Consider the following 237-nt stretch of genomic DNA (forward strand, 5'->3'; position numbering starts at 1 on the left):
CGCCGAACCAGTGATCGCTCTTTGCATAAATGCGACCCGAATAATGGTGTTGCAGCCAGTAGGCTCCGATCACGACATAGCAGAGAACGAGCGCGAGATATTCGCGCCACTGCTCCGCCATGGCGCTTGCCAGGTCGCTGTAGTCATGCGTGCCCTCGGGGGATCCGGGAACCTTGATCTCGACGATCAGCAGGGTCAGCGCGATCGCGAACACCGCGTCGCTGAATCCCTCGAAGC

1 protein-coding gene is annotated in these 237 nt (G+C 59.9%); it reads right to left on the reverse strand.

The features are described from left to right. Positions 1-237, reverse strand: a 237-nt coding sequence (locus NCR39_RS29240; RefSeq protein WP_250456283.1) for a TMEM175 family protein, incomplete at both ends; no start/stop codon positions are given.

It is taken from the genome of Caballeronia sp. ATUFL_M2_KS44, assembly GCF_023630965.1.
GTDB classification, from domain to species: Bacteria; Pseudomonadota; Gammaproteobacteria; order Burkholderiales; family Burkholderiaceae; genus Caballeronia; species Caballeronia concitans.